Raw genomic sequence first — 20,158 nt, forward strand, 5'->3', positions numbered from 1 at the left:
ACCACGCTCATCCGGTGAAGCGGTGGCGCAGCTCCCGTTTGAGGATCTTCCCGCTGGCGTTGCGCGGCAGTTCGTCCACGAACAGGACCCTCTTCGGCGCCTTGAAGGACGAGAGCCGTTCGCGCGCGTGCGCGATCAGTTCCTCCTCCGTCGTCTCGTCACGCGCGACGACGACCGCCGTGACGGCCTCCACCCAGCGGTCGTCGGGGAGGCCGATCACGGCGGCCTCGGCGACCGCCTGGTGCGTGTACAGCGCGTCCTCGACCTGCCGTGAGGCGACCAGGACGCCACCGGAGTTGATGACGTCCTTCACCCGGTCGACGATCGTGAAGTAGCCGTGGGCGTCGCGCACCGCGAGGTCCCCGGAGTGGAACCAGCCGTCACGGAAGGCCTCGGCGGTCTCCTCGGGCTTGTCCCAGTACCCCTCGCACAGCTGCGGCGACCGGTAGACGATCTCACCGGGTGTCCCGTCGGGCACGTCCTTGCCGTCCTCGTCGACCACCCGCGCGTCCACGAACAGGACGGGCCGCCCGCAGGAGTCCATGCGTCCCTTGTGCTCGTCGGGGCCGAGGACGGTGGCCAGCGGGCCGATCTCGCTCTGCCCGAAGCAGTTGTAGACCGCCAGGTCCGGCAGCCGCCGCGTCAGCCGCTCCAGGACCGGCACCGGCATGACGGACGCCCCGTAGTACGCCTTGCGCAGTCCGCTCAGGTCGCGGGTGGCGAAGTCGGGGCGGTTGGACAGGGTGATCCAGACCGTGGGCGGGGCGAACAGGCTGTCCGCGCGGCCCGCCTCGATCAGGTCGAAGATCCGGTCGCCGTCGGGCGCGTCGAGGATGACACTGGTCGCGCCGACCGCGAGGTAGGGCAGCAGGAAGACGTGCATCTGCGCCGAGTGGTAGAGCGGGAGCGCGTGCACGGGGAGGTCGCCCGCGCCCAGGTCGAGGGCGGTGATGGCGCTCAGGTACTCGTGCACCAGGGCGCGGTGCGTCATCATCGCGCCCTTGGGCCGGGCGGTGGTGCCGGAGGTGTACAGCAGCTGCACCAGGTCCTCGGAGCGCGGCTCGGGGCCGTCGTACGCGGGTGCCCCGGCCAGCAGGTCGAGCAGCGAACCGTCGGCGTCGCGCAGGGGCAGCGCCCGTACCCCGTCCGGGAGCCGTCCGGCGAGGTCGGGGTCGGTGAGGACGAGTGTGCTGCCGGACTGGCCGATCAGGTAGGCGAGGTCGTCGCCGGTCAGGTTCTGGTTGACCGGTACGTGCACCAGGCCCGCGCGGGCGCAGGCGAGGAAGCCGATCAGATAGGCGTCGGAGTTGTGCCCGTAGGCGCCGACCCGGTCCCCGGGGGACAGCCCCTCCGCCAGCAGGACACTCGCCGCCGCCGAGACGGCGGTGTCGAGCGCGTCGTAGGTCCAGGTGCGGTCGCCGTACTCGAGGGCGGTACGCGCCGGAGTACGCCGGGCGCTGCGTCGCAGGAGTCCGTCGACCGTGCTTCCGTGTCCTGGCGTCATGACAGACGATCCTCGGTCGACCGGCCGGGGAGGTCAAGGACTTCGACTTTTCCCGCGACCGCGTACGCCCCATTGACACATCCCGCACCTGACAGGAAAGTTTCACCCCGCAAGGCGATCCCCGAAAGATTCTTTCAGGCCGCCCGCGGCCACGACACGGGAGGAACCCCCATGACGGACGCAGGGTCGAGCGGTCTCACCCGCCGGCAACTCGGCGGGCGCGCATTGGCCTTGGGCGGCGCACTGGCCTTCGCCTCCCTCCCGGCCGGCCCTGCGGCAGCGGCCTCGCCGTCGGCGGCGTCGGGCAGCGGGCGCCCGACCCTGCGGCACGGATCGGCCCGGCAGGCCGGCCTGCTCGCGGAGCATCTGGACCGCCTCGTCACCGACGCCGAGGCGTTCCTCGGCCCGTCCCCCGAACACCCCTGGTACGCGGGCGCCGTGCTGCTCGCCGGACGCGGCGGCACCGTCGCACTCCACCGGCCCGTCGGCATGGCCGTGCGCTACCAGGCGTACGACGAGAAGACCGACACCGGCGTCGAGTTCCCTGCGGACCGGCAGATCCCCATGGCCGAGGACACCGTCTTCGATCTGGCCTCGGTGTCGAAGCTGTTCACCTCCATCCTCGCCGTGCAGCAGATCGAACGGGGCACCCTGGAACTGGAGGCGACCGTCGCCTCCTACCTGCCGGACTTCGGCCGCGCCGGCAAGGCTGACGTGACGGTCCGCCAACTGCTCACACACACTTCGGGTTTCCGTCCCTGGATCCCGCTCTACAACGCGCCCACGTACGAGGAGCGCATCCGGCTCGTCCTCGACGAGGCGCCGGTCAGCCCTCCGGGCACGGCGTACGCGTACTCGGACCTGAACCTGATCTCGCTCCAGCTGGTGCTGGAGAAGGTCACGGGCCGCACCCTGGACGTCCTGCTCCGTGACGACATCACCGGCCCGCTGGGCATGCGACGCACCCGCTACAACCCGCCCGCCTCCTGGAAGCCGCGGATCGCCGCCACCGAGGACGCCCGCCTGCCCTGGTCCGGTCTCGACCGGGGGCTGGTGTGGGGCGAGGTGCACGACGAGAACGCCTACAGCCTGGGCGGGGTCGCGGGCCACGCGGGCGTGTTCTCGTGCGCCTGGGACCTGGCCGTGCTCGGGCGGACCCTGCTCAACGGCGGCCGCTACGGCCGGGCTCGCGTGCTGAGACCGAAGTCGGTGGACCTGATGTTCACCGACTTCAACACCGACTTCCCCGGAGACGAGCACGGCTTGGGCTTCGAGCTGTACCAGCACTGGTACATGGGTGCGATGGCCACCCCGCGCACGGCGGGCCACACCGGCTTCACCGGTACCGCGCTGGTGCTCGATCCGACCACCGACTCGTTCCTCGTCGTGCTCGGCAACTCGGTTCATCCCGTGCGTAGTTGGCGTTCGGGGTCGGCTCCCCGCGTGGCCGCCGCGAACCGGTTGGCCCGCGCGGTCCCGGTCCGCCCGGCGCAGGGACGCACGGCCTGGTTCTCCGGGATGGCGAGTTCGGCGACGGCGACCCTCACCCTGCCCGCGGTGGACACGTCGTCCGGCGGCGCGCAGCTGCGCTGCGCCCTGTGGTGGGACACCGAGCCGCACTCCGACGTCCTCACCCTGGAGGCCACGGCGGACGGCGGCGCGACCTGGCAGCCGGTGCCGTTCACCACGGAACGCCGGGGCGGGGAGCCGCAGCGGCATCCCTCGGGCACCGCCACCGGCTGGTCGGGCCGTGTCTGGCACGGACTCGCCGCCGGCCTGCCCGCCGCACGGAGCCTCACCCTGCGCTGGCGCTACGCGACGGACCGGCTGTACGTCGGGCGCGGTGCGTACGTCGACGGGATGCGCGTCGCGACCGGTGACGGCGTGCTGTTCGACGAGGCCCGCCCGTCGGACGCGGCACGCGTCCGGGCCGTGGGGTGGAACCGGTCGGCCGACTGACACCCGGCCGCCCTCCGCCGGCCCTCCCCCTCGGGCCCGTCCGTCAGCCCGCCTCCAGGACCGCCATGGCCGCGTTGTGCCCCGGCACCCCGCTCACCCCGCCGCCGCGCACCGCGCCCGCACCGCACAGCAGGACGTTGGCGTGCCGGGTCTCCACGCCCCACCGGCCGGTGCCGTCCTGGGCGTAGGGCCAGGACAGCGCGCGGTGGAAGATGTTCCCGCCGGGCAGCCCGAGGTCGCGGTCCAGGTCCAGCGGGGTCTTCGCCTCCAGACACGGACGCCCGTCCGCGTCGGTCGCCAGGCAGTCGGCGAGCGGTTCGGCCAGATGGGCGTCGAGCTGGGCGAGCGTCGACTTCAACAGCTCCTCCCGCACGGCGTTGTTGTCCCGGTTGTCCCGTTCGAACAGCCGGGCCGGGGTGTGCAGGCCGAAGAGGGTGAGCGTCTGGTAGCCCTGTGCGGCGAGGTCCGGGCCGAGGATCGTCGGGTCGGTGAGCGAGTGGCAGTAGATCTCGGAGGGTGGCGCGGCGGGCAGTTCACCGGCGGCGGCCTGCGCGTACGCGGCGGCCAGTTGCCCGTATCCCTCGGCGATGTGGAAGGTCCCGGCGAACGCCTCGCGCGGGTCGACGGAGCTGTCGCGCAGCCTGGGCAGCCGCTTGAGCAGCATGTTCACCTTGAGCTGGGCGCCCTCGGCCGGGGCGGGGGGTGTGTCGCCGGTCAGCGCCGCCAGCTCCCGCGGGGAGGCGTTCACCAGGACGTGCCGGGCGGCGGCGACGCCCTCGCCGTCGGCCGTACGGTGGGTGACCTCGGCCGTGCGTCCGTCCGTGTCGATCCGTACCACCTCGTGACCGGTGGCGATGACGGCGCCCGCCTCGCGCGCGGCGGCGGCCAGCGCGTCGGTGAGGGCGCCCATGCCGCCGACCGGCACGTCCCAGTCGCCGGTGCCGCCGCCGATGACGTGGTAGAGGAAGCAGCGGTTCTGCTGGAGCGTGGGGTCGTGGGCGTCGGCGAAGGTGCCGATGAGGGCGTCGGTGAGGACCACACCCCGCACGAGGTCGTCGGTGAAGCGCTCCTCGACGGCGACACCGATCGGTTCCTCGAACAGGGTCCGCCAGGCATCCTCGTCGTCGATCGCGTCACGCAGCTCCTCGCGGGTGGGCAGCGGCCCGGTGAGGGTGGGGAAGACCCGCTCGGCGACACGGCCGGTCATGCCGTAGAAACGCTGCCAGGCCCGGTACTCGCGGTCGGATCCGGTCAGGCGGGCGAACGCCTCGCGGGTGCGCCGCTCGCCGCCGCCGACGAGCAGCCCGGTGGGCCGTCCGTCGCGTTCGACCGGGGTGTAGGAGGAGATGGTGCGGGCCCGTACCCGGAAGTCGAGCCCCAGGTCCTGGACGATCTTCCGGGGCAGCAGGCTGACCAGGTACGAGTACCGGGACAGCCGTGCGTCGACACCGGCGAACGGCCGGGTGGACACCGCCGCCCCGCCCGTACGGTCCAGCCGCTCCAGCACCAGGACGGAGCGCCCCGCCCGGGCCAGGTAGGCGGCGGCGACGAGACCGTTGTGGCCTCCGCCGACGATGACGACGTCGTACGTCCGGGTTCCCTCGTCTGCGCTCATCGGGACTCCTTCGTGGATACCCCGGCCTTCAGGCCGGGGTGGGGGCACCCCCTGCGGGGGATAAACGGACACCTGCGGAGCCGGGCAGGAAAGGCCGGATCGCCGCCGGGACGATTCGTCGTCCGCCGATCACCGGCCGACACCCTTGACTCACACGGGAGCTGATAGAATGTGAGCCATGGCGCGGCAGGTCAAGCGGGCGTTCAAGTACCGCTTCTACCCCACGGACGAGCAGACGGCTGAGCTGTCGCGCACGTTCGGCTGCGTCCGCCTCGTGTACAACAAGGCGCTGGAGGAGCGCACCCAGGCCTGGTACGGCGAGCAGCGTCGGATCTCCTACGTGCAGTCGTCCGCCGCGCTGACGGAGTGGAAGAAGACCGGAGAACTCGCCTTCCTGGCTGAGGTGTCCTCCGTCCCGCTCCAGCAGGCGCTCCGCCACCTTCAGACGGCGTTCGCGAACTTCTTCGCCAAGCGGGCCAAGTACCCGCGCTACAAGAGCCGGAAGAAGTCCCGCGCGTCGGCCGAGTACACCCGCAGCGCCTTTGCATGGCGCGACGGGAAGCTGACACTGGCCAAGATGACGGAGCCCCTGGACATCCGCTGGTCGCGCCCCCTCCCACAGGGGGCGGAGCCCACGACGGTGACCGTCTCCCGCGACAGCGCGGGCCGCTGGTTCGTCTCGATGCTCGTCGAGGACACCATCGCCCCGGCCCCCGCCACGGACGCGGCGGTCGGTCTGGATGCCGGGATCACCTCCCTGGTGACCCTGTCCACCGGGGAGAAGATCGCCAACCCCCGGCACGAGCGCCGCGACCGCGCCCGGCTGGCCAAGGCGCAGCGGGAGCTGTCCCGGAAGGCGAAGGGCTCGGCCAACCGGGCCAAGGCCCGGCGGAAGGTGGCCCGCGTGCACGCGCGGATCGCCGACCGGCGCCGGGACTTCCTGCACAAGCTGTCGACTCGTCTCGTCCGTGAGAACCAAACGGTCGTGATCGAGGACCTCACGGTCCGCAACCTGATGAAGAACGGCAGGCTCGCGCGCGCCATCTCGGACGCCGCCTGGACGGACCTGCGCATGATGCTGGAATACAAGTGCGCCTGGTACGGGCGCGAACTCGTCATGGTCGACCGCTGGTTCCCCAGCTCGAAGCTGTGCGGGGCCTGCGGCACGGTCCGCGAGAAGCTGCCGCTGAACGTCCGCGAGTGGACGTGCGGCTGCGGCACCGTGCATGACCGCGATGTGAACGCGGCACGCAACATTCTGGCCGCCGGGCTGGCGGCGTCTGCCTGTGGAGACGGTGTAAGACCTCAACGGGAGTCCTCCCGGACGGGGCGGTCGTCGGTGAAGCAGGAACCCCGGCGGGCGACCGCTGGAACCCCCCACCGCTAGGCGGGGGGAGGAAGTCAAGTGGTTCTTCGTAGCACGTGCGGATCCGCGCCGACCAGGCAGCGGGCCCCCTCGGCCACGGCGTCGCGCCGCCCCGCCGTGCCGTCAGGCTCCGCCCGCGGCCCGCTGCCGTCGCGGTCCCGTCGCCTCGCGGTGCGACGCGGCGGCCGCGGCGCCGTGGCCCAGCTGCTCCAGACAGCGGGCCTCGTCGTCGCGGGCGGTGAGGGTGCCGGGGTGGTCCGCGCCGAGGACGCGTTCCCGGCCGGCGGCCACCTTGCGGTACTCGGTGAGTGCTTCCGCCCAGCGGCCCAGCCAGCCCAGACCGACGGCGACCTCGCGACGGCTGACCAGGGTGTCCGGATGGTCGGCGCCGAGCACCCCCTCACGCAGGGCGCACACCGCGCGGGACTCGGCGAGGGCCTCCGCCCAGCGGCCGAGCCGGCCGAGGTTGACGCCCAGACCGTGCCGGGCGCGCAGGGTCTCGGGATGGGCGGGGCCCTGGACCCGGGTGCGGTCCTCGACCAGGCCGCGGTAGAGGTCGAGGGCCTGCGCGGTGTGTCCGAGCCGGCCCAGGCCGATGCCGGTCTCGTAGCGGGCGGCGAGCGTGTCGGGGTGGTCCGGGCCGAGGACCCGCGCGCGGGCCCCGGCGACCTCGCGGTAGGCCTCCAGGGCCTCCGCCCACCGGCCCAACTGACCGAGGGTGTAGGCGACTTCGTAGCGGGTGACCAGGGTGTCCGGATGGTCGGGGCCGAGCACCCGGGCGCGGGCGGCGGCCACCTCGCACGCCATGCTGTACGAGTCCTCCAGTCGGCCGAGCCTGGAGAGGTTGAAGGCGAGGTTGTGCCGGCAGCGCAGGGTGTCTGGGTGCTCGGCCCCCATGGTGCGCTCGCGGGCCGAGAGCACCGACAGATAGACCTGGTGGGCGTCGAAGGGCCGGCCCAACTGGGCCATGACGTACGCCATTTCCTGACGGGTGGCCAGGGTGTCGGGGTGGTCGGACCCGAGCGCGCGGATACGGGCCTCGGCCACGTGCTTGTACGCGCGCAGCGCGTCGGCGGCGCGGCCGGTGCGGCTGAGGGTGAAGGCGACCTCGTAGCGGCTGGCGAGGGTGTCGGGGTGGTCCGGGCCGAGGAGGTGTTCGCGCTCCGCGGCGACCGCGCGGTGCACCTCCCCCGCCTCCGTCCAGCGGCCGAGGCGGCCCAGGCTCAGGCCCGCGTTGTGCCGTCCGGCCAGGGCGGTCAGGGCCTCCGGCGACGGGGCGGGCCACTCCTCCTGCGGGAGCGGCTCGGCACGGCCGGTCACGGGGCGGGCGATCCACTCGCCGGACAGTCCGGCCGCCGGGCCCGGGGGCGTGGTGCGCGCTCCGGCGACGACCGCCTTGCGGCCGCCGGTCATGCCGCGGGTCCAGGACGGCAGCCGTGGCGCACCCCGCACCGGCTCGGGCGCGGGGGCCGGCGGCGGTGGCAGGGCCACCCGTTCGCCCGCATCGGGCGGGCCCGCGGGCTCCGGCCAGACCGTCACCGCGGCCGGCACCGGCAGCCGCGTCGGCGCGGCCCGCAGTGCGCCGACCCGGCGGGCCAGTTCGCGTGCGCTGTCGGGGCGTCGGCCCGGTTCCTTGGCCAGCAGGTCGAGGATGATCCGCTCCAGCCGCTCGGGCAGTTCGGCGCGGTGGCCGCGCGGCGGCCGGGGCGGGGTGTCACGGTGGCCGACGAGGATCGCCCACGCGTCGTCGAGGTCGAACGGGGGCACCCCGGTGGCGATCTCGTAGAGCACGCAGCCGAAGGAGTACAGGTCGCTGCGCCGGTCGACCTCGGCGCCGCTGATCTGCTCCGGCGACATGTAGTGCGGCGTGCCCATCGCGACACCGGTGCCGGTCAGCCGGGACGTGAATCCGATGTCGTGGCCGAGGCGGGCTATGCCGAAGTCGCAGATCTTCACGGTGCCGTCGGCGATCCGCACGATGTTGGCGGGCTTCAGGTCCCGGTGCACGATGCCCTGGTCATGGGTGTAGGCGAGGGCGGCGGCGACCTGCTCGGCGATCTCCACGACCTCGTCGACCGGCAGCGGATGCTGCTTGTTGTCCTCCAGGAGCCTGCTGAGGTCACGTCCCTGCAGCAGCTCCATCACCAGATACAGCACTCCGTCGGACTCGCCGAAGTCGTGCACGACGGTGATCCCGCGATGCTGCAGGGACGCCGCCACCCGGGCCTCCCGCCGGAACCGCTCACGCAGTACCCGGCTGAAGGCGTGGTCGTGGTGGGCGTTCAGTGGTTTGAGGCACTTCACGGCGACCTGTCTGCCGAGTGACTCGTCGCGTGCCCGCCACACCTCCCCCATGCCGCCCCGCCCGATCGGATCGAGCAGCCGGTACCGGCCGTGGATCAGCCTGCTGTCCCCCATCTCCCGCCCCCGTCGATGTCCAACGCGCCCTCCCCTGGCCCGTCCAGTATGGCGATGTCTCGCCCGATTTTGTACGGTGCCCACCCATCGCGACGCGCCCCTGCTCCGGGGCGCCCGGTGCGGCGGCGGTCCCGGCGTCCCGCATTCCCGGGAAGCGGGAGCCCGGCGACCACAGCGGCCACCGGGCTCCCAGCCCTGTCCACATACGCCCCGGCCCACCTTTCACGCGTCCGAGGGCGTCCTCGCCGTACCGTCGGTGCGCACCGGCACCCTGCCCAGGTCGCCGACCGGGGCGGCAGCCGTGGCCGCACGGGGTGGATAATCCGGCCCACGTCCACCACCCCACCGTCGGCGACCTCCATCCCGCTGGTGACCACGCCGATGATGACAAGGTCTGCGCCCGGTGGAGCACGCCCCTCGACGAAGAGCACGCTCCGTCGGGGGGGACACCTCTTGAAGAGCGCTCCCGCCGTCAGTTCAGCGTGATGAGGAAGTCCGTGCAGGCGCGTGCGCAGGCCCGGCACGCCTCGGCCGTGCGCTCCGCGCCGGGGTGCCCGTCGAAGACGTGCGCGCCCTCCAGGCACACCTGCCGGCACCACTCCACCTGGAGCCGGATGGTCGTTTCGTCCACCTGGCCGTCCTCGGACAGCACACGGCACGTCGCGTCGCACACCTCCGCGCACATGATGCCCCTGCGCCGCACGCGTTCCTGGTCCCTGCCGCCGTCCGGGTCCACCAGGCTCGCCCGCACCGCGCAGGCCCGCGCGCACTCCGTGCACGCCTGCGCACAGGCGAAACGGTCCTCGAGAAACCGGAACAGCTCCTGCTGCGATGTCGTCGTCACGCCGCGCGGGTAGCCCCGGCCGCGGGCGGTCAAACCCGCCGCACTCCGGGGTTCGCCGTCCGTCCCTCACGGCCGGTTCCCCACGGGGTGTCCCGTGATCCGTCCGAGGGGTTCGGCGGGCAAGTCCGGGGCACTCGGGAACCATGCTGAGTACTGCGGTGAACACCCTGATGCACACCTCCCGGACCGAGTCGGCCGACCTCGCCGCGAGCCGCGGCACCATCGGCGTCGGACTGATCGTGGTGGCCGTGCTGGTCGTGGGCCTGCTGATCGGCCTGTTCACGGTCGGCAGTCGCCGGGTCAGGCGCGGGGACTCGCCCAGGCCGCGCCCCGATGAGCAGCCCCGGATGCCCGAGGGTGGCCCGGTGCGTGAGACCCGTGAACGCCGGGAGCCCGACGAGATGCCCCGGAGCGATCACCGCCTGCTGCCGCACGACCTGCACGGCGGCGGCTCCGGCAGCCGCACCGGTGTCTCCCAGGACCGGCCCCGCTGGGAGGAGGGCGGCAGCGGCGGGTTCGGCAGCGGCGGGCCGGGCCGCCACTGACGGCTCAGGTGCCGAGCCAGGCGAGGGCGGCCACGGTCAGTGCGCGGACGCCGGTGTCCAGGGTGGGCTGGACGAGGGGGGCGAAGGCGGGGCTGTGGTTGACGGGGATGTCCTGGTCGAGGGTGCCCTTGCGGGCGGCCTCGGCGTAGCGGGCGGGGTCGACGCATCCGATGCCCCAGTAGGTGAACGGCACACCGAACGCCCCGGGGATCTCGCTCATGTCCTCGCTCGCGGTCTGCAGGTCGATGGTGTGCGCGTCGTCCCCGAAGTGCGCGGTGAACGCCTCGGCGACCCGACGGGTCGCCGCCTCGTCGTTGACGGTGGGCGGGAAGGAGGTGGTCCGCTCGATCTCGGGCTCCCCTGGCGAGCGGGACGCCTCACACTCGGCACGGACGATCCGGGTGATCGCGTCCAGGACGTGGCTGCGTGTGGCGTCGTCGTAGGTGCGCACGTTGAGTTCGATGACGGCGCTGTCGGGAATGACGTTGGGGCCGGTACCCGCGTGGATGCTGCCGACCGTCACCACGGCCGGGGTCGTGGCGGCCAGTTCCCGGGAGACGACGGTCTGCAGACGTACGACGATCATCGCGGCCATCACGACGGGGTCCACCGCGGCCTGGGGCATGGAACCGTGCGCTCCCCGTCCGTGAACGGTGATGCGCAGGCTGTCGGCCGCCGACAGGAACGGCCCGGGGCGGGTGCCGACGTATCCGGCCGGATAGGGCAGCACGTGCTGGGCCAGCACCACGTCGGGCCGGGGCGACCTGGCTGTCAGCCCGTCGGCGATCATGGCATCGGCTCCGTCGCCGTTCTCCTCCGAGGGCTGGAAGAGCGCCACGAAGGTGCCCCGCCAGTCATCGCGGTTCTCGGCCAGCAGCCGCGCGCAGCCCAGCAGGCAGGTCACGTGCATGTCGTGTCCGCAGGCGTGCATGACGGGCTGCTCGGTGCCGTCCGGGGCGGTCACGGTCGCGGTGGAGGCGTAGGGCAGGCCGGTCTGTTCGCGCACCGGGAGGGCGTCCATGTCGGCACGCGCCATGACGGTCGGGCCGTCCCCGTTCTCCAGGACCCCGATCACCCCGGTTCCGCCGACACCGTCGGTGACCTCGTAGCCGAACGAACGCAGGGCTTCGGACACCTTTCCTGCAGTGCGGTGCTCCCGCAGTCCGAGCTCGGGGTGCCGGTGCAGGTCCTGGTAGACCTCCTCGAGGTGGGCGCGGATGCCGTCGAGGCCGGCCGGCACGACGGGGGCGCGGTCGCTCATGGGTGACTCCTTGGCACGGGTGGCACTGCTGTCACCGGTGACCGCCCGGGACCCGGCCACCGCGAGGCGGGCGCGGCGCACGGTCGGCTCCGGGCCCCCTCCATCATCTGCTCTTCCCCCACGGACGATTCGACCACACGGGGGCGAGTTGCGCGGGGCGGAAGCACGCCTCCGGAACGGCGACGGCCATCGCGCCGGATCTGGCGGGTGCGGCGGGTCAGGCGTTCTGACGGCCTCTGGTCCGGCAGGCGGCACGGACCACCGGTACCGCCGACGGCGACCGGCCGGCCCCCGGCGGGGGCCGGCCGTGAGTCCTGTGCGCACGGTGGGTTCGCGGGTCGGCGCGATAACGCCGACGCTCATGCGGATCTCCTACAGGTGGGGCCCCGCGGGGCCGGCCGGCCCCGCGACGTTGAGCACGGCGGTCACGTCCATGCCGTTGCCGGCGCCGGGCGCCGCCACCGGAGCCTCCGGCCGCACCCCGATACCGAGCTTCTCCAGGATCTTCTTCTCGATCTCGTCGGCGAGGTCGGGGTTGTCCTTGAGGAAGGTGCGGGCGTTCTCCTTGCCCTGGCCGAGCTGGTCGCCCTCGTAGGTGTACCAGGCACCGGCCTTGCGGACGAAGCCGTGCGCCATCCCCATGTCGATCAGCCCGCCCTCGCGGCTGATGCCCTGGCCGTAGAGGATGTCGAACTCGGCCTGCTTGAAGGGCGGCGCCACCTTGTTCTTGGCGACCTTGACGCGGGTGCGGTTGCCGACCGCCTCGGTGCCGCTCTTGAGGGTCTCGATCCGGCGGATGTCGAGGCGCACCGAGGCGTAGAACTTCAGCGCCCGGCCACCGGTGGTGGTCTCCGGGGAGCCGAACATCACGCCGATCTTCTCGCGCAGCTGGTTGATGAAGATCATCGTGGTCCTCGACTGGCTGAGCGCGCCGGCGATCTTCCGCAGCGCCTGGCTCATCAGCCGGGCCTGCAGACCCACGTGGGAGTCACCCATCTCGCCCTCGATCTCCGCCCTCGGCACCAGCGCGGCGACGGAGTCGATGACGATGAGGTCGACGGCCCCGGAGCGGACCAGCGTGTCGGCGATCTCCAGCGCCTGCTCGCCGGTGTCGGGCTGGCAGACGATGAGGTTGTCCGTCTCGACGCCGAGCTTCTTCGCGTAGTCGATGTCGAGTCCGTACTCGGCGTCGACGAACACCGCGGTCCCGCCGACCCGCTGCACGTTGGCTATGGCGTGCAGCGCGATGGTGGTTTTCCCGCTCATCTCCGGGCCGTAGATCTCCACGACCCGCCCGCGCGGTAGGCCGCCCGTGCCGAGGGCCACGTCGAGGGCGAGGGAGCCGGTCGGGATGACCTCGATGGGGGCCCAGGGGTCGTCGCCGAGGCGCATGACCGAGCCCTGGCCAAACCGCTTCTCGATCTGGGCGAGGGCGATCTCGAGCGCCTGCTCGCGGTCCTGTTCTTTCATGGTCGCCACCCTGGGGTCCTGTGCGCCTCCCCTGCACACGTATCGGGTACTCGTTCGGTCACGGCAGTTCTCGGTCCACTTCTTCAGGGCCCCGCCCGGCACCGACGATCTGCCCCCGCGTCGGCGGGGAGGACGGGACGGCAGCGATCCGCGAGGCTCCGCGACAGGCCGTCTCGCTCACGCTGTCCGGCCAGGCCTCGGGGGCGGTCTCCCTGTCTTCGGGATGGCAGTCGGTGCAGGTCAGGCCGATGGCGGCTGCCGGGGTCCAGCTCTCGAGCCGCGCCTGGCCGCTTGGCGGGAGGTCCTTCATGACGATCACCCGGCACTGCTTCGACCGGGTCAGAAAGGGAACGTGGGGCTGTTGTGGTCGCGGGAGGCGCTTTCGTCCTCGTCGGAGGCTCCCGACGCGTCGTTCGGCGCGGACGGGGCGGTGTCGAAGAGGGTGCCGCCGGGCACGCCCACACGCGGAATCCTGCTGACCGTCGCGGCGGCGTAGCGCAGGGAGGGTCCGATCTCCAAGGCCTCCAGTTCGATGACGGTCCGCTTCTCGCCCTCCCTGGTCTCGTACGTCCGCTGGTGCAGCCGCCCCTGGACGATGACGCGGGTGCCGCGCGCCAGGGACTGGGCGACGTGTTCCGCCGTCTGCCGCCAGGCCGAGCAGCGCAGGAACAGCGTGTCGGCGTCCCTCCACTCGTTGCTCTGCCGGTCGAAGGTGCGGGGCGTGGAGGCGACGGTGAAGTGTGCGACCGCGTCGCCGGACGGGGTGTTGCGGATTTCGGGGTCGTCGGTCAGGTTGCCGACGACGGTGACGACGGTCTCGCCGACCATGAGAGGTACTCCTAACGCACGAACGGGCGGGGGAAGTTGACGACCCGCCGACAGCGCTGCCGTTCCGGGGTGTCCCCGGGCTCACTGCCCGGCTCCTTTTCGCCTTGTTCCTCTCGCTCTCCTCGCTCTTCTCGCTCTTCTTGCCCTTCTTGTTCTTCTCGTTCGACAGGCCCCGCCGCGATGAGTCTCGAAGCGTGGGCCGGAGCGTTCTTCAACGGAATGCCGAGCCGGGGGACGGTACAGGGACGGCCGGCGGCAGCCCGGCACCAGGGGCAGGGCACCCGGAGGGCGTGGACGCGGAGGTCGCTCCTCGATCGGCCGACGGGGGTGTGCGGCGGCTGGGCCGGGACGGCGGGTGCCCGCTTGACGCGCTGTCCCGAGGCGATCGCGGTCACGATCGCGAGGAGTTCCGCACGATAGCGGTGCGGGTCGTCCGGGTCGCTGTCCGGGAGCGGCAACGGGTCGCGGGCGAGCCGCTCCTCCCGGATCGCGTGCACCTCGGCGCGGATGTCGGCGGCGTAGATGTGGGACTGTCTGCGGCCCAGCCGGATCACGGCTTCCCGCGTGTCGGCGATGTCCAGGTCGGCGAGCAGGAGGTGCCAGGCGTCCGTCGCGGTCTCCTCCAGATGCATCGACGGGCACATCGCCGCGACCAGGGCGGCGAGCTCCGCGGTCTCAGTCGGCGTCATTCGTTCCTCCCTTCCGCGGGGGCGCGTCCCGGGTGACGCCGGTGCCCCGCTTCCCGCCCCGTCCGCCGACTGCCGGTACAGGTACAGGACGGTCCCGCAGGCGCAGCGCAGCCGCCCGTCGTTCCCGAGGCTCCAGCGGCCGCAACCGAGGTGACCGGCTTGTGAGATCAGGAACCACAGGGTGGCGGGCAAGTCCCTGTCGGAGTACGTCGTGGCGGTGGTCATCACGTCTCGCCACCGCCGAGGGCGAGCAGCCGGCGCAGGTCGATCTCGCCGGTGTGCCAGGCCCGGGCGACCCGTTCCGCTCCGCCGGGTACGGGCCGCAGGCTGAACGAACGCGGTTCGGAGGGCGGCGCCACCGCCAGTCCCGGGATCACCTCGCCGGTGTGCGGGTCGACGACGGGGTCGAAGCAGGCGAGCCGGCCGAAGAACTCCCGCTTCCAGGCGGGGCGCACCCGGACCAGGGTCTCCACCTCGCCGGAGTGGTTCGCGGCCACCCAGGCGGTGAAGGCGTCCTCGTCGGCGACCACGACCGCCGGCTGGGGATCGATGAGCGTGAGGGTGGCGATCGGGATGTCGTCCGGCAGGGTCACCCGCATCGACTTGAGGGCGAGCTCGGCACGAGCCGCACGCAGCCCGTCGAGGACCGCTCGGCGCTCGGCCCGGTACTCGGCCTCCACCGCGTCGCGCAGCACCCTGAGCACGACGACCCGGGTGGCGCGGTCCCGGAGGTTCACGCTGCCTCACCCTTCCGCTCGGTCTGCCCGGTCGGCCCGGTCGGCCCGGCCTGCTTTCCGGCCTCTTTCTTCGCCTCGGTGCCACGGTGCACGATGAGCTCGCCCAGCGTGGTCGATCCCCCGGCGGGGTCCAGGACGGCGGCGGCGAGCAGGTTGTGCCGGCGCACCTCCTCGTAGAGGCCGCGGAGCTCCTCGTAGGTGGTGTGCGGGGCGGTGGCGGTCGTGAGGTAGTCGGACGCACTCGGGGTGGGCTTGCCTGCGTTGAGCCAATCCAGGACGGCCTCGGCGAACGCCGCATCCGGCTTGCGGACGACGAGCCCGGCGAGGGGCTTCGCCCGGGACTTGGAGATCACCAGGGTGTTCTCGTGGTCGAGGTCGCCGACGATGTCGAACTCGTACTCGATGCCCTCCCGCTGCTCGGGCTTGAGCCCGACCTTGCGCGGCACCTTGCGCCCGCGCTCGTCCGCCTCCACGACGTACTCGGTCTTGGTGCGCATGGTGGCGATGAGATGGCCGGGGTAGGCGAGCAGGGCGTCGATCATCGCCCGCTCCAGGGGGCGGGCCTCCCTCCAGCCGGCGAAGGTGTTGCCTCCCGCAACGCGCTTGGCGGCGTTGTCGACCTGCTCCAGCATCCCGCCCGAGCCGGACCAGAAGTGCGTGAGCGAGTCGACGATCACGACGTCGTAGCCCTCGTGGGCGGCCACCGCGAGCGCCTCGACGAGCGCGGGGGGCTCGAACGTCGCGAGCGGGAGGGTGTCGAAAGCGAACTCGTCGGCGTACTTGGAAGCGCTGCCGCGCTCGGTGTCGATCAGGGCGATCCGGTCGCCGATCGCGGTGCCGATGACGAGCGCGCTGTAGGTCTTGCCCGACCCGGTGGGCCCGGTGAGCGCGATGCGGGCCTTGGCCTGCTCCTTGGTTGCGGGGGTGAAGGTGAAGCTGTTCACGCCGTTCTCCTCTGGCGCATCCGACGGCGGTTCGGGGTGGGCTTGGGGAGGGACGGGACACGGTCCTCACCCGGCAAGACGTGCACCCACACGGCCGATGCCTCAGTTCGAATACTTGTTCGAAACCGACTGGAGTCCCACGCTAGGCGCGAGAAGGGGAGGAAATCAACACTTTGCCCATAAAAAATAGCCAATGACTCAGATGCCCGTTTCAAGTCCCGGCGTGAGTGTGCCTGAGCCAGTGCCGTGGCCGGACCGCTCCAGGTGAAGCCGAAGAGTGCGCGGGCGAACAACCCGGGGCGCTCCGCCCGGCCGGCCCTGTGCGGACCGGTCGATCCAGGACCGGTTCGCCCGGCCGGGGTCGAGCTCCGGCTCGATGAGCCGCTGCTTCAGCGTGGATCTTCCCGCCCGTCGGCGGGGCCGTCTTGCCGCGGCGGCACGAGGCCGAAGTGCTCCCACGCGGCGGGCGTGGCGATCCGGCCCCGCAGGGTGCGGGCCAGCAGGCCCTCCCTCACCAGGAACGGCTCGGCCACCTCCGCGACGGTCTCCCGCTCCTCCCCCACCGCGACCGCGAGCGTGGACAGGCCGACCGGTCCGCCGCCGAACAGCTTGAGCAGCGCGCCGAGCACCGCCCGGTCGAGCCGGTCCAGACCGCGGCCGTCGACCTCGTAGACCGCCAGGGCCGCGGAGGCGATCTCGCGGGTGACCACGCCGTCGGCCCTGACCTGGGCGTAGTCCCGGACCCGGCGCAGGAGGCGGTTGGCGATGCGGGGCGTGCCACGGGAACGGCCGGCGATCTCCGCGGCGCCCGCGGGCGTTGTCTCCACCTCCAGCAGCCGGGCGGAACGGTGGATGACCCGCTCCAGCTCGGTGGGCTCGTAGAACTCCATGCGCGCGGTGAAGCCGAAGCGGTCGCGCAGCGGGGGCGGCAGCAGACCCGCCCGCACGGTGGCGCCGACCAGGGTGAACGGGGGCAGCTCGAGGGGGATGGCGGTCGCACCCAGGCCCTTGCCGACGATGACGTCGACGCGGAAGTCCTCCATCGCCATGTACAGCATCTCCTCGGCGGGCCGGGACATCCGGTGGATCTCGTCGAGGAAGAGCACCTCGCCCTCCTGGAGGGAGGACAGGATCGCCGCGAGGTCGCCGGCGTGCTGGACGGCGGGCCCGGAGGTGATGCGGATGGGGGCGCCCATCTCGGCCGCGATGATCATGGAGAGGGTGGTCTTGCCGAGGCCGGGGGCACCGGAGAGCAGCACGTGGTCGGCGGTGGCGCCCCGCGCGCGGGCGGCGCGCAGCACCAGGTCGAGCTGTTCGCGGACCTTCTCCTGGCCGATGAACTCGTCCAGGTCCTTGGGCCGCAGGGCGGCCTCGACGGCCTGGTCCTCCCCGTCGGCGACAGATCCCACCAACCGCTCCGCGGCGGGGCTGACGAGCCGTCCGATGAGGGCGGCGGTTTCGGCTTCGTCCCGGGTCATGCGGTCCACTCCTCTCAGCGGGCGCGGTTCAGGGTGCGCAGGGCGGCGCGCAGCAGCTGCGACACCTTCGGGGCGGCACCGTCGGCCGCGGCGGCCTCGGCGGTGGGGGTGACGGCCGCGATCGCCTCCTCGGCCTCGTGCGCGGAGTACCCGAGGCCGACGAGCGCCGCGCGCAGTTGGTCGCTCCAGGGCGCGGGAGCGACGGCGCCGGCCGGGTGGCCGGCCTCGGCGGTCCCGGCCGGCTCGCCGAGCCGGCCGGCGAGTTCCAGGAACAGCTTCTGGGCGCCCTTCTTGCCGATGCCGGGCACGGCGGTGAGCGCCTTCTCGTCGGCGGTCGCGACGGCCCGCCGCAGCGCGTCCGGGGTGTGCACGGCGAGCATGGCCTGGGCCAGGCGCGGACCCACGCCGCTGGCGGTCTGCAGCAACTCGAAGACCTGCCGCTCGTCGTCGTCCGCGAAGCCGTAGAGGGTGAGCGAGTCCTCGCGCACCACCAGGGACGTCGCGAGCCTGACCTGCCGGCCGATACGCAGCCCGGACAGGGTGTCGGGCGTGCACTGGACGGCCACGCCGACGCCGCCGACCTCGACGACCGCGGCGTCGGGGGCGAGCGCGGCGACCGTGCCGCTGACGAAGGCGATCATCGGATCGTGTCCTTCCGAAGTCGTGCGGGAGCGGGGCGGGCCGCGGCGTGCGCCCGCTGCAGGCGGTTCAGCGCCGGGGTGCGGCAGATGTGGCAGACGGCGAGCGCCAGGGCGTCGGCGGCGTCGGCCGACTCGGGCGGGGCGTCGAGCCGCAGCAGCCGGGTGACCATGGCGCCGACCTGAGCCTTGCCGACACCTCCGCTGCCGGTGACGGCGGCCTTCACCTCGCTGGGGGTGTGCCAGGTGACGGGCAGGCCGCGCCGGGCCGCGCACAGGATCGCCACCGCGCTCGCCTGCGCGGTGCCCATCACGGTGCGCACGTTGTACCGGCTGAACACCCGCTCCACGGCCACGACTCCGGGGTGGTAGTCGTCCAGCCATCGCTCGATGCCGCGCTCGACGAGGAGGAGGCGGTGGCCGAGGTCCGCGTCCGCCGGGGTGCGGAGGACGCCGGCGGCCGTCACCGTGAGCGGTCGTCCGGGGGTTCCGTCGACCACCCCGAGGCCGCACCGGGTCAGTCCGGGGTCCACGCCGAGCACCCGCACGGCACCCTCCCCGACGGGCGAAGTCTTCATGATCGAGCCAAGCCTGCGCATTGGGTCGTGGTGGCACTGGTCGGGCGGCGAGCCCTCCCTGCGGACGCGGGGCGGGCCCTCCGGGCGCATCGGGCTTCGCAGGCGGACTCCGCCTGCGAAGCCCGATGCGGACATGGGGGATCTTCCATGGGCTCCGGCCGGCGACGCACAGATTTGCGCATATGTCCGGCTTGGCCCGAACTTCATGGTAACTCGAACTGGTGTGCGATGAAAGGTCGTGGCCGCCAGGAGCCGCAAGACGACCGTGCGTCGCCCCTCCTACCGCTGCACCGACTGCGGCCGGCACCCCGAACCCACCGGGCTCACTGGTCCGGTGGGCTCGGGAAGGACCCGGCGTAGGGTCGGAACATGCCTCCGTCCGAGAGTTCCGCCGCATCGGACGCGGCCCCGCCCCCGACACCTCGGCCTGCCCCGAGGAGGCCGTCGTCGCTGTCGCCGTCGCGTGCGGACGACTTCATGACCTGTCCGCTGCGCTACCGGCTGCGGGTGATCGACAAGCTGCCGGAGCCACCGAGCAAAGCGGCGGCCCGGGGCGCCGTGGTGCACGCGGTACTGGAGCGGCTCTTCGACGTGCCGGCCGGGCAGCGCACTCCGGGCCGTGCCCGCGCGTTGCTGCGCCCGGAGTGGGAGCGGCTGCTGGGCAGGCGGCCCGAGCTGGTCGACCTCTTCCCGAAGGACACGGACGGCGCGTCGCTGGCCGCCTGGCTGGCCGAGGCGGAACAGCTGCTCGACCAGTACTTCCGGATGGAGGACCCGAACCGATTGGAGCCCGCCGGGCGCGAGCTGTACGTGGAGACGGTGCTGGAGTCGGGGCTCAAGCTGCGCGGGATCATCGACCGGGTGGACGTCGCTCCGACCGGCGAGGTCCGTGTGGTGGACTACAAGACCGGCAGGGCGCCCCCGCCGGACTTCGAGTACCGGGCCATGTTCCAGATGAAGTTCTACGCCCTGGTGCTGTGGAGGCGGCGCGGGGTGGTCCCGCGCCGCCTGCAACTGGTCTACCTGGGCAGCGGCGACGTGGTGACGTACGACCCGGACGAGGCGGACCTGCGGGCGGTGGAGCGGAAGCTGCGGGCGTTGTGGGCGGCGATCCAGCGGGCGGTGGCGACGGGCGAGTGGCAGCCCAGCCCGAGCCGGCTCTGCGATTGGTGCGGCTACCAGGCCTTCTGCCCCGTGTTCGGCGGCACCCCGCCTCCCTACCCCCCGGCCTGACGCTCTTCCCGTCGACGATCGACGGGAAGAGCGTGCGCCGGATCGACGTAC

At 72.6% G+C, this 20,158-nt stretch carries 18 protein-coding genes; 4 read left to right on the plus strand and 14 right to left on the minus strand.

Annotation, left to right across the window (positions count from 1 at the left end; all coding sequences use genetic code 11):
• Positions 1 to 7: 7 nt before the first annotated feature.
• Positions 8 to 1,504: an acyl-CoA synthetase gene (locus JL475_RS27140; protein WP_202280585.1), complete on the minus strand. Its 1,497-nt coding sequence runs from the start codon at positions 1,502 to 1,504 to the stop codon at positions 8 to 10.
• Positions 1,505 to 1,675: 171 nt separating this feature from the next.
• Between JL475_RS27140 and JL475_RS27145 the strand changes: the two genes are divergently transcribed.
• A complete protein-coding gene (locus tag JL475_RS27145; protein ID WP_202280586.1) occupies positions 1,676 to 3,463 on the plus strand; it encodes a serine hydrolase domain-containing protein in 1,788 nt (595 codons plus the stop codon).
• A gap of 43 nt (positions 3,464 to 3,506) precedes the next feature.
• On the opposite strand, the gene JL475_RS27150 is transcribed toward JL475_RS27145, so the two are convergent.
• On the minus strand, positions 3,507 to 5,078 hold the full coding sequence (locus JL475_RS27150; protein WP_202280587.1) for an NAD(P)/FAD-dependent oxidoreductase: 1,572 nt from the start codon (positions 5,076 to 5,078) through the stop codon (positions 3,507 to 3,509).
• A gap of 178 nt (positions 5,079 to 5,256) precedes the next feature.
• Here JL475_RS27150 and JL475_RS27155 point away from each other — a divergent pair, with 178 nt between their 5' ends.
• Positions 5,257 to 6,465, plus strand: coding sequence for an RNA-guided endonuclease TnpB family protein (locus JL475_RS27155; protein WP_202280588.1), 1,209 nt, complete (start codon positions 5,257 to 5,259; stop codon positions 6,463 to 6,465).
• Positions 6,466 to 6,567: 102 nt separating this feature from the next.
• Here the strand turns inward: JL475_RS27155 and JL475_RS41280 are convergent, their stop codons facing one another.
• Complete coding sequence (locus JL475_RS41280; protein WP_202280589.1) at positions 6,568 to 8,862, minus strand: serine/threonine-protein kinase; 2,295 nt, start codon at positions 8,860 to 8,862, stop codon at positions 6,568 to 6,570.
• Positions 8,863 to 9,334: 472 nt separating this feature from the next.
• The gene (locus JL475_RS27165; RefSeq protein WP_202280590.1) at positions 9,335 to 9,706 is read right to left on the minus strand and encodes a ferredoxin; all 372 of its coding nucleotides are present in this window, start codon (positions 9,704 to 9,706) and stop codon (positions 9,335 to 9,337) included.
• 143 nt (positions 9,707 to 9,849) lie between these two features.
• Here JL475_RS27165 and JL475_RS27170 point away from each other — a divergent pair, with 143 nt between their 5' ends.
• Positions 9,850 to 10,251, plus strand: coding sequence for a DUF6479 family protein (locus JL475_RS27170; RefSeq protein ID WP_237408407.1), 402 nt, complete (start codon positions 9,850 to 9,852; stop codon positions 10,249 to 10,251).
• A 4-nt stretch (positions 10,252 to 10,255) separates the two neighbouring features.
• On the opposite strand, the gene JL475_RS27175 is transcribed toward JL475_RS27170, so the two are convergent.
• From JL475_RS27175 to ruvC, 10 genes are all read right to left on the minus strand, one after another.
• Positions 10,256 to 11,512 carry a M20 family metallopeptidase gene (locus JL475_RS27175; RefSeq protein ID WP_202280591.1) on the minus strand — a complete coding sequence of 419 codons (1,257 nt, stop codon included), beginning with the start codon at positions 11,510 to 11,512 and terminating at the stop codon, positions 10,256 to 10,258.
• A 372-nt stretch (positions 11,513 to 11,884) separates the two neighbouring features.
• Entirely contained in the window at positions 11,885 to 12,982 is a 1,098-nt protein-coding gene (recA, locus tag JL475_RS27180) for a recombinase RecA (RefSeq protein WP_202280592.1), read from the minus strand.
• A gap of 58 nt (positions 12,983 to 13,040) precedes the next feature.
• On the minus strand, positions 13,041 to 13,301 hold the full coding sequence (locus JL475_RS27185) for a hypothetical protein (RefSeq protein ID WP_202280593.1): 261 nt from the start codon (positions 13,299 to 13,301) through the stop codon (positions 13,041 to 13,043).
• 20 nt (positions 13,302 to 13,321) lie between these two features.
• The gene (locus JL475_RS27190) at positions 13,322 to 13,810 is read right to left on the minus strand and encodes a single-stranded DNA-binding protein (protein ID WP_202280594.1); all 489 of its coding nucleotides are present in this window, start codon (positions 13,808 to 13,810) and stop codon (positions 13,322 to 13,324) included.
• 11 nt (positions 13,811 to 13,821) lie between these two features.
• Complete coding sequence (locus tag JL475_RS27195; RefSeq protein ID WP_202280595.1) at positions 13,822 to 14,499, minus strand: hypothetical protein; 678 nt, start codon at positions 14,497 to 14,499, stop codon at positions 13,822 to 13,824.
• Between the two features lie 224 nt (positions 14,500 to 14,723).
• Entirely contained in the window at positions 14,724 to 15,236 is a 513-nt protein-coding gene (locus JL475_RS27200) for a hypothetical protein (RefSeq protein ID WP_202280596.1), read from the minus strand.
• Complete coding sequence (locus tag JL475_RS27205) at positions 15,233 to 16,180, minus strand: ATP-binding protein (protein ID WP_202280597.1); 948 nt, start codon at positions 16,178 to 16,180, stop codon at positions 15,233 to 15,235. The genes JL475_RS27200 and JL475_RS27205 overlap by 4 nt, the downstream gene beginning before the upstream one ends.
• A 389-nt stretch (positions 16,181 to 16,569) precedes the next feature.
• On the minus strand, positions 16,570 to 17,658 hold the full coding sequence (gene ruvB, locus JL475_RS27210; RefSeq protein WP_202280598.1) for a Holliday junction branch migration DNA helicase RuvB: 1,089 nt from the start codon (positions 17,656 to 17,658) through the stop codon (positions 16,570 to 16,572).
• 14 nt (positions 17,659 to 17,672) lie between these two features.
• Positions 17,673 to 18,299: a Holliday junction branch migration protein RuvA gene (ruvA, locus tag JL475_RS27215; protein WP_202280599.1), complete on the minus strand. Its 627-nt coding sequence runs from the start codon at positions 18,297 to 18,299 to the stop codon at positions 17,673 to 17,675.
• Positions 18,296 to 18,844, minus strand: a complete 549-nt coding sequence (gene ruvC, locus JL475_RS27220; protein WP_202280608.1) for a crossover junction endodeoxyribonuclease RuvC — start codon at positions 18,842 to 18,844, stop codon at positions 18,296 to 18,298. Before ruvC ends, ruvA begins: the two co-directional genes overlap by 4 nt.
• A 507-nt stretch (positions 18,845 to 19,351) precedes the next feature.
• Between ruvC and JL475_RS27225 the strand changes: the two genes are divergently transcribed.
• Positions 19,352 to 20,107 (plus strand): PD-(D/E)XK nuclease family protein, encoded by a 756-nt coding sequence (locus JL475_RS27225; RefSeq protein WP_237408416.1) that lies wholly within the window; start codon positions 19,352 to 19,354, stop codon positions 20,105 to 20,107.
• Positions 20,108 to 20,158: the final 51 nt, after the last annotated feature.

It is taken from the genome of Streptomyces sp. M2CJ-2 (assembly GCF_016757295.1).
In the GTDB taxonomy this organism is placed as follows: Bacteria; Actinomycetota; Actinomycetes; order Streptomycetales; family Streptomycetaceae; genus Streptomyces.